8 protein-coding genes and 1 pseudogene are annotated in these 8,848 nt (G+C 69.2%); 6 read left to right on the forward strand and 3 right to left on the reverse strand.

All coding sequences use genetic code 11. From position 1 onward, the window contains the following. Positions 1 to 395, reverse strand: a 395-nt coding sequence (locus K6I34_RS24830) for an AAA family ATPase (protein ID WP_229328579.1), incomplete at its 3' end; no start/stop codon positions are given. A 623-nt stretch (positions 396 to 1,018) separates the two neighbouring features. Between K6I34_RS24830 and K6I34_RS24835 the strand changes: the two genes are divergently transcribed. Beyond that, positions 1,019 to 2,074, forward strand: a complete 1,056-nt coding sequence (locus tag K6I34_RS24835; protein ID WP_229328581.1) for a sulfotransferase — start codon at positions 1,019 to 1,021, stop codon at positions 2,072 to 2,074. A 276-nt stretch (positions 2,075 to 2,350) separates the two neighbouring features. After that, positions 2,351 to 2,464, forward strand: a pseudogene (locus K6I34_RS38975) (phosphatidylserine decarboxylase); the annotation flags it as partial. A gap of 73 nt (positions 2,465 to 2,537) precedes the next feature. Here the strand turns inward: K6I34_RS38975 and K6I34_RS24840 are convergent. Together K6I34_RS24840 and K6I34_RS24845 are read right to left on the reverse strand one after the other, a co-directional pair. Continuing rightward, complete coding sequence (locus K6I34_RS24840; protein WP_229328583.1) at positions 2,538 to 4,226, reverse strand: hypothetical protein; 1,689 nt, start codon at positions 4,224 to 4,226, stop codon at positions 2,538 to 2,540. A 69-nt stretch (positions 4,227 to 4,295) separates the two neighbouring features. Next, on the reverse strand, positions 4,296 to 4,955 hold the full coding sequence (locus K6I34_RS24845; RefSeq protein ID WP_229328585.1) for an IS607 family transposase: 660 nt from the start codon (positions 4,953 to 4,955) through the stop codon (positions 4,296 to 4,298). A gap of 12 nt (positions 4,956 to 4,967) precedes the next feature. Here K6I34_RS24845 and K6I34_RS24850 point away from each other — a divergent pair, with 12 nt between their 5' ends. From K6I34_RS24850 to K6I34_RS24865, 4 genes are all read left to right on the forward strand, one after another. Beyond that, positions 4,968 to 5,456, forward strand: a complete 489-nt coding sequence (locus K6I34_RS24850) for a phosphatidylserine decarboxylase (RefSeq protein WP_229328587.1) — start codon at positions 4,968 to 4,970, stop codon at positions 5,454 to 5,456. Positions 5,457 to 5,515: 59 nt separating this feature from the next. Next, positions 5,516 to 6,061 (forward strand): YrhB domain-containing protein, encoded by a 546-nt coding sequence (locus K6I34_RS24855; protein ID WP_229328589.1) that lies wholly within the window; start codon positions 5,516 to 5,518, stop codon positions 6,059 to 6,061. A gap of 174 nt (positions 6,062 to 6,235) precedes the next feature. Further along, on the forward strand, positions 6,236 to 6,694 hold the full coding sequence (locus K6I34_RS24860) for a hypothetical protein (protein ID WP_229328591.1): 459 nt from the start codon (positions 6,236 to 6,238) through the stop codon (positions 6,692 to 6,694). A gap of 883 nt (positions 6,695 to 7,577) precedes the next feature. Next, positions 7,578 to 8,792: a hypothetical protein gene (locus K6I34_RS24865; RefSeq protein WP_229328592.1), complete on the forward strand. Its 1,215-nt coding sequence runs from the start codon at positions 7,578 to 7,580 to the stop codon at positions 8,790 to 8,792. Positions 8,793 to 8,848: the final 56 nt, after the last annotated feature.

Consider the following 8,848-nt stretch of genomic DNA (forward strand, 5'->3'; position numbering starts at 1 on the left):
TCGGCGTACTGCGCGTCGTCGACGGCGATGAGCAGGGGGCCGTCGGCGGCCAGTTCGGCGAGGGCGCGGTGGAAGCCCTGGAGCATGTCGGGCGGTACCTGCTCCGGCGCTCCGGGGCCGGCGCCCGGGGCGAGCTCCGGCCCGAGCAGCCGCGGGGGCACTCCGAGCAGCAACTGCTCCAGTACCGCGTAGGGGAACTCCTGCTCCGAGGCGCAGGCCACGGCGCTCAGCAGCCGAACGCCCTTCGCGACAGCAATGTCCGACACCCTGTTGAGCAGCTCGGTCTTTCCCGAGGCAACGGCGCCGGTGATGACACCGACCCCGCCGCCCGCGCCGGTTTCCCCGGCGAAGAGCTGCGTGAGCTCGGCTATCTCCTCGTCGCGCTCGACCAACACGTGTATGAACTCCTTACCCCGACAGGATTTTTCCGGGGTGGCGAAAGTACCTCGCACGCTTTACACAATCCATACGTCCGCGGAAACCGGGGCGGAAGAAAGCGTGCTCCCCCGTGTGCAGAATTCCCAGCGCGGGAGCCTTGGCGGCCCCGCTCGTTCTTGAGCTGTGTGCGACGGTCTGGACACCCTGCGTCAGAGGGTGTCTCCCTCCCCTGGGACCTGTGGCGCTCCGTTCCGTTGTGCCTGCTGTCCCGGGCGATGGGCGCAACTGTAGCAGTGTCCCGGGATCTTGACGTAACGCCACGGTTTCCGTCGTGCTGCGCGCAGGGGTGCCCGAATCCGGCACCGGTTCCGGACGTCGGCCCTCCGTCCGGGGTGGGAGCAGGGCATTCCTTGAGGGGGTCAAGTTATTTCAGATCTGTTACGTGCCGCTCGTGAAGGTAAAGGGTTTCTTCTGGTAACGCTAACCCTGTCCCGGCATTGGATGCGCCACACATGAATTTTGTCGAAGCTTGCCCGGGAGTTCACAACATCTATTACCGTGGGGGTCGATGCCGAATGGACCGCGGCAGTACCGCCGCTGCGGACCTTTGCTCTCGCATACGAAACGGAAGGAAGTCAGCGTGCACACAGACAGGTTGACCTTTGTCGTCGGCACCGGGCGCTGCGGGTCGACGGCGCTGTCCTCGGTGGTGAACATGCACCCGGACGTGCTCAGCGTCAACGAGCTGTTCGCCAGCATCTCGGACCCCGCCGCGCTGACCGAAGAGCCCCTCACCGGGCCCGAGTTCTGGGGCGTCCTCAGCCGGCCCAACCAGATCAGCGACAGCATGATCCGCAACGGCACCCCGCCGTCGGAGTTCCTCTACAACCGCCACCCCGAGTGGCGCTACTCCGCGGAGACCACCGGCATACCCGCCATCAGCCTGATGGTCCTCCCGCACCTGACCGACGACCCCGACGGGCTGCTCGACGAGCTGGAGCCCGAGGTCAACGCCTGGCCCTCGCGCCCCGTCGCGCTCCACTGGCAGGCGCTGTTCGCCACCCTGGCCGCGCGCTTCGGCAAGCAGGGCGCCGTCGTCGAGCGCTCCGGACTCTCCCTCGGCCGCGTACCCCAGCTGCGCGCGCTGTTCCCGCAGGCGCGCTTCGTGCACCTGTACCGCAACGGGCCCGACTGCGCCCTCTCCATGAGCCGCCACTTCGCCTTCCGCATGCTCCCGATGTTCTGGGAGATGGCCCAGCGCTGCGGCCTGGAGTCCCCGCTGGAGCTGACCCCGGAGCACGCCGCCCAGCTGCCGCCCGACCTGGCCCCGCTGCTCACCGACAGCTACGACCCGGCCCTCGTCCTGGACCGCCCCATCCCGCTCGCCACGTTCGGCGGCATGTGGTCGCGTTGGATCGTCGACGGGCTGCAGCACCTGGAGGAGCTCCCGGCCGACATCCGCACCTCGCTGTCGTACGAGCGGCTTCTGGAGGAGCCGCGCAAGGAGCTGACCCGGCTGGCGGAGTTCATCGGCGTCGAGGCCCGCCCAGACTGGCTGGACGCCGCGAGCGCCCTCCTGGACGGCGACGGCCGCCGTGGCTCCGCCCTCGCACTGCCGCAGGAGGAGCTGGACGCGCTGCGCGAGTCCTGTACAGCCGGCACCGAGGCCCTGGCCCTGGCGGACCAGGGGCGGTAGCGATCCGCCGCGGGCCCCGCGGGAGCGTGGCCTGATCGGTGTCCCCGGCCGGATCGTGCCCCTGCGGGGCCGCTGGGCGGCGCGTAACGTCGCCCGGCGAGCCGTAGCGGCAGCGACGGAAGGGGACGGTTATGAGCCGGACGACGACGTCCGCGGCGATCGACGCGAGGTACTACAACTCCTTCTGTGAGGCGCCAGGACCAGTTCTGGCTCAAGGGGCAGCCGTACTCCCTGGAGAACATGCTCAACGGCAGCCCGTAAACCGACGAGTTCGTCGGCGGTGACGTTCTCCAGACCTTCCTCTCGGGCGCCGACTACCACCGCTGGCATGCGCCGGTGGACGGCAAGGTGGTGGCCCTCGACATGGTGCCCGGCTATATGTTCGCCTAGCTCCAGTCGATGGGCGACGACCCGACGGCCGGTACGCACTCGCAGTGCTACGGCGCCTCGGTCAACACCGTTCCTAGTGATGTTGGCTGGTGTTGGCCGAATCACTGGAATCCGGACAGGTGGTCCGGTGACCTCGCGAGCGGTCTTCGAGGTCGGGGAACAGCGTGAGTTGGTCCGCTCGGCTCCAGCAGGTCTTGTCGCCTCCGTTTGGCGTGCCTGTGGTCCTGATCGGGCTCACGGCCCCACGCGGCCTCGGGATGTGCACGGTCTGGGTGGTAGCTCTCCGCGCAGCCATCCTCCGGTGGCTGGCGGTCACACCTGCCCGACGCCGTGCGCCATGTCCGAGGCCGCGTCGTCCGATGGCCACCGAGGCACCGTGGTGCCTGGTGACGCTGGTTTTGGCCTGTTGCCGGAGCGGCGTCTTCCAGTACCGCTCGCCCCAGATGCTCGTGTAGGCCGGGTCTACGGCGATCACGGCGAGCCCGGCGTGGAAGGCCATGCCGCGCAGGCGTTCCCGGAACTTCGCGGTGGGGATGCCGGCGACAGTGCGGCGGAAGCGTTTGCCGCGTCCGCCGCGGCCCATGGTCTCCCGGCCGGTGGCGCGGGCGTCATCGAAACCGAGGTTCTCGATGACGATGCCCGCGCAGCGGTGCTCGCGAGCGATTCGCAGGAGTTCGGTGATCGCCGACCGTAGGCATCCGTCCCTATGGCTCGCCGGGCCGCCGATGACGATCGGCACGGTGATCGGTTCGCCGACAGGATTACCGTGCGCGTCGAGGACGTACGCGGCGAGGTGGTCAGCGTTCAGGTCGACGCCGAGGAGGCGTTCGCCGAAGGCCTGGATCTCCTGCGGTGTCGGCAGCACGGCCGTGTCGGCGCCCCAGCTGGCGTCGATGTACCAGCGGTCGCGTACCGGCTCGTACACGATGTCGTACCGCACCGCCCGGTTGGCGCTCACCCGGTCCAGCCATTCCTCCCGGCGGTGTGAGAAGGCCACAGTACAGGCGAGCTTGTAGCGGCCGCGAGGCGCGTTCGCCAGGTGCCGCAGCGGCTCGGGCAACACGATCGACACCTCGCCCGAGGCGGGATCGACGGTGATCGTGTAGTTGCCGTGCGGGGCGCCGGACTCGCCGTCAGCGGTCAGGAACAGCCGCGCGGCTTCCCACCGGGCGTGCCACTCGGCCTCGGTGAGCCGGGCCTTGCCGAGGTTGTGTCGGGTCTTCGCCAGGCGCCGGCCACCGACCACGATGCCGGGGCGCCCGGTCTCGATACGCTGTTCGACAGCCGCGAGCCGGGTCTTGAGCACCGCGAGGCGGCGCTGCTTGGCCCAGCGTTCGCGCTGGTCCGGGTAACCGCGGGTCTTGCCTTTCCGCTGCCCGCACGGCACAGCCAGGCGCCTGGCGATGGTCCGTACGGCTCGGCGGAGGCTGGCCCGCTCGTCGTACAGGCAGCGCAGGGAAAGCTGGTACTGGTCCTCGCTCGCCCTGGTCATCGCCCCGGCCCAGCGCGAGGACGACACAGCGGTGAGCTTTTTCTTCCGCTCGGCCCGCCGGTTCTCCTTGACCTTCACCCGGCCGAGCGCCACGCGCTCAGCGAGGTCGGCTCGCTGGTGATGTCCGAGGTGCTCGCCGACCAGGCGCAGCACTTCCGCCTCGGCGGCAGTGCTGCGCAGCCGGTCCCGGATACGGGCTCCGGTCGGGGCGGCAACGGTGAAGGGAGCTGCGATCGCGCGGAGTTCACGCTTCTTCTTGCGTCTCGCCACGACCATGACTCCCTTCTCCGCTCGGTTCCTCAACCGGCAAGCCGCAGCCTATACACGACCAGCAGTGGCCTACAACTTGCCCTCTTCAACAGTGGACTTGACCACCCTGGTGAGGGCCCTGGCTTTCGCCGAACGGGAGCCGTACAGCCTGCCGGAGAACGAGGTCACCACGGCGAGCATGTCCCGCACGAGATCGCCGTCCTCCGTCCCGTCCAACTCCTCATCGCCGCCTGCGATCTCCAGCTGGCATCCCCAGGAGGGAAGGACGACTTCGGCGAGCATGGCCGTGCCGAACCTCGCGAGCCGCTCCTCATGCGTCACCAGCAGTGTCGTCACCGACTCGGCCTGGCACGCCCTGAGCGCCCGCCGCAGGCCCTTGCGCTTGTCCGACAGGCCAGAGGCGACATCGCTGAACTCGCCGGCCACGATGCGGTCCCCGGCCGCCTGGCGGAGCCTGGCCATCTGCCGGTCCAGGTCCCCCTCGGAGCGCTGCCGATGCGAGGAGACACGCCCGTACAGCACAACCCCGCCCGCTGGCGGCAGATTCGGGGCACCGCGGCGACGGGCCACCGCGTCCAGATCCCCGACACGGAAGATCCGCCGGCCGCCAGGCGACCGCCGGTCCTCCAGAACGCCTTCGAGGGTGTACCGCCGAAGCGTCCGAGTCGACACTCCAATCAGCTTCGCAGCCCTACCCGCAGAGACCCAATCATCAGCCTTCTCGCTCATGTGGGGGACTTTATGACCCACCATGACCTACAACCGAATCAACAGCTGCCTACCCGCGGCATCGCGATCATCGAGAGCACCGCGCCCAAGGTCGGCCTGGTGTGCGTGATGCCGGTCGGCACCACCGAGATCTCCTCGACCAGGTACCCGGACGGGCTGGAAGTGGGCTCGACGGTCACCAAGGGCGACGAACTCGGCCGCTTCAGCTTCGGCGGGTCGAGCATGTGCCTGATCTTCCAGCGGGGCGCCGTCGACCGCCTCGCGCCGGACAACCCGAGCAGCGACCCGGACAACGGGGGCTCCGGTCTTCGTCAACGGGCAGATCGCCCGGGCCCGGTAGCCCCTCGGCGGCAGCAGGGAGATCTGCCGCTGGACCCCGTCGTCACCACCCAGCTCGGGGAAGCGGCCGAGACGACGCCAGGGGAGATCCGGCCAGGGGTGACCTTGGGAGCGGAATCGGCCAGTGCTTACACAACTCCTTTTCGGAAAAAGGGTTGCTGATGGGCAGTCGACTCAAAGTCCGTTGTCCGTGTCCGGCCATGTGCGGGATGCTGACGGGCATGATCGAGCGTGAGTTCGCGATCCGGGTGGTTCAGGAAGAGCTGGACCGGAAGTACGCGGGACGGCTTGTGGTGGACGAGGTCGAGGAACACGAACTCGTCTGGATCGTCCATTACGCATCCGTGGAGTACGTGCGCACGCGAGACCCCCGCGAGCAGTTGGGCGGCGCCGGACCCTACCTGGTGGATCGCCTCGACGGCAGTCTCCACTCGGTCGGCGTGGTCTCCTGGCTCCAGGGGGTGTGGGAGGGGGACTACCGGACCCGTATCCGGAAGATCCCCGTACGCACGGCAGTGGACGACCTGCACGACGAGGTCCGTCACGAAGCGGCGGCCCACGGCCGTATCAGGGCCATGTACCTGCTGCGGCAGCGCGTCGGAACACTCACGCACGCGCAAGCCGCCGCCTACGTCACCGCACTGCAGGCCGGTGCCGTGCCACCGTCCTTGACGGACATCGCCACCGAGCTCCTCGTCCCCGTCCTGAGCCCCGTCCTCCGAGTGGGGACCGTCCGGGGACCGCGGGGCCCGGAGGGAGCTGTCTGACGGCGGCCGATCCCGGGACCCGAGGCCGCCCGGAGGCCTCGAAGCGACTGTCGTTGCCGTACCCGGCGCGCTCGCCGTTCCCGGGGCGGCGAGCGCGCCGATGTCCTGCGGGAGACCTGTGCGGGGCTGGCGGAAGCGCTGCGGCCCCTCGTGCGTCTGGAGGCGGTGCCCCGGGTGGGTGGTGAGGGGGTCACCGGTGAGCGGCTCGTCGACGTGGCCGAGCGGCGGATCGTGGACACGTACGGCGTGACGCCCCGGCGCGATGTGGCGGCCATGGACGCGCTGCACCAGTACGCCTTCTACGCCGCGGTGGCCATGAGCGGACCGTGGTTCCTGGCGCACCGCGTGCCGTGGATCGGCCGCGACGGTCTCGCCCATGACGGGGCGTCGGACACGCTCACCGTCGCTCCGTCCCACCTGCTCTGCCTGCCGGACGACCCGGTGGTCCCCCTCCCCGGCGTCCCGATGGCGGCGCCCGCGTATCGAAAGGCGGAGTACGCGCGGGCGCGCGGGGGAGCCGGGCAGCGAGTGGTTCCGTCCCGGTCTCGCGCTCATACCATGAACAGGGATAAACAATTGATTGATGAATGCGGTGAGCGGCGGACGGTCCGGATTTTCCGGCCCACCTCCTGACGGATGAGTCGCGGCCCGCATTCTTCGAGAACGCCGTGTGCGTTGTGTGACGGGCGGTGGATACCGGGCGAAGCGCCCGTAACGGGCCCCGACGTGTGGTGGCCCTCACGGTGGTATCCGGACCGCCGAGCCACGGCGACTCCGTGAAGCATCGTGTGGATGAACGCGCTTATCGGCAACCCGGTGGGCGGAACGCTGGGTGATCGGCGAGAGCCGGCTGTCCGGTGCGCCATCGTGGCCAGGGGTTCTGTCGAGCCGATCACGGCGGCGGACAGCGTCAAGCGCGCCTTTCCGGCCGGTGATCGATAAACGGCGTGAACCGGGCGCGTCGGGCTCGTTCCGCTCCGTCGGCTGAAAAGAATCAGCCGGACTCCGGGGCTGGTCGATACTCCTTCTGCCCGGTCACACCGGGTGCGTTGGGTGGCCCGCTGTCTTCCTGTACACCACACGTTCCGCGCCGACTTCGATGCCGGTGATGAACGTGAGCATCTGCGTGACGGGAGGGGTGGTTGAAGATGCGGCACCCGCCTCCGATCCGCACCCTCGCGGTCCGGGGGGCGGAGCATCGACGCCCCGCTCGCTGGCCGATAGTAATTTCCGCGTCGTTGACGTTCCCGCAGGAGCCGTATTGACTTGCCGATCGCCTCCCCCAAGATCACGGTCAATCGCCGCACAACCGGACGGCAGAAAAACCGAAAGCAGTATCGACCCAGCCGAATCCCCGGCGAAGAGAAGAGGAATCTCTATGACGACGGCACCCGCTTTATCCCCCGAGAGCGCGACCCCGGACCCCGAGTGGGCGGGTATCCGGACTCTCGGGTACGCGAACCGCTTCGCCGTCTGGGACAGCGAGTTCCGGTACGACGGCAGGATTCGCGTCCCGATGGGTGTGAAGATCAAGGAGATCAGGTACTCCTACACCGGCAACGACCAGCCGGATGTCGCCGCCGTCGAGGTCAAGCGCGGCCGTGGCGGCATCGACCAGGAATTCGAGGTGATCGACCTCGTCTTCCTCGACGATTCCGACCTCATCACGTTCACGCTCCGCGGCGACCTCAATGTGGACGCCGATCCGCGCCCGGCCTACGGCCGCCGCTACCGGATTCGCGTCGACGTGATCCTCGACAACGGGGACGTCCGCACCGCGAACCCGGAGATCGAGGTGCTCGCCGGGGCCTGGCAGAATTCCGATCCGGAGCTGGTGGGACGGCCGTTCGTCCGCCTGCCGTACGACAACAACTGGGGCGGCGCGCCCAACAGCCAGGCCGGCTTCGGCCACGTGTCGGACAACGGCCGCATCCCGGGTGACAAGTTCATCATCGACCTGGTGAACCTCCGCCAGGGCGAGCCGGGAGTGGCAGGCAGCGACAGCGACCACGTGTACTACCAGCTCGTGCACGAGGACGGCACACCGTCCCACTACACGCCCACTCCGCAGGTGCAGAAGGCGGAGGGCCACAGGGACTCCGGTACGGGCCGCAAGGTGACCCTGCCCGCGATCGACCTGCGGCAGCTGGGCGACAAGCCGGGGTACTACCGCTTCCTCGTCTGGCCCCAGGCCGCCGACCCCGACGGCTCCGTCAGCGCGCTCGGCTGGGACCCGGCCAAGCCCGAGGACGCCTTCCAGCTCGGCAGCGTCTACTACCGCTACCGGGCGCCCCGCGCCGTCGCCCCCGGGCTGCGCGCCACGGTCAAGACGGAGCAGCTGACGGCGACCGCCGGGCAGGACCGGTGGGTCTACCCGCCGTTCGTCGTCCGCAACACCGGCCAGCGCGTCATCGGTACGGTCAAGGTGGTCTTCACCGCCCCCGAGGGCACGCACTTCACCGAGGACCACGTCGCGTTCACGCACTGGACGGACGAGAGCCGGGAGATCGTCGCCCAGGGCGTGCTGTCGGCCGACCGGCGCACCCTCACCTGCCCCGCGGTCCCGCTGAACATCGAGCCGAGCGGCCCGGGCACGGACGCGTGGGTCTCGCTCTACCCGGCCCTGGTCGTCGAGGACACGGCCCACGGCACGGTCCAGGTCGGCATCCAGCTGGGCGAACCGGCCTTCGCCACGGCCCACGACGCGATCGTCGTGCAGCCCGCGAGCTGACCCGGCCCCACCCGGACGACAGGGGTGCGGCGCTCCGGTGCCGCACCCCCCCATAC

Origin of the sequence: Streptomyces sp. UNOC14_S4, assembly GCF_020740835.1 — a bacterium.
GTDB lineage: Bacteria > Actinomycetota > Actinomycetes > Streptomycetales > Streptomycetaceae > Streptomyces.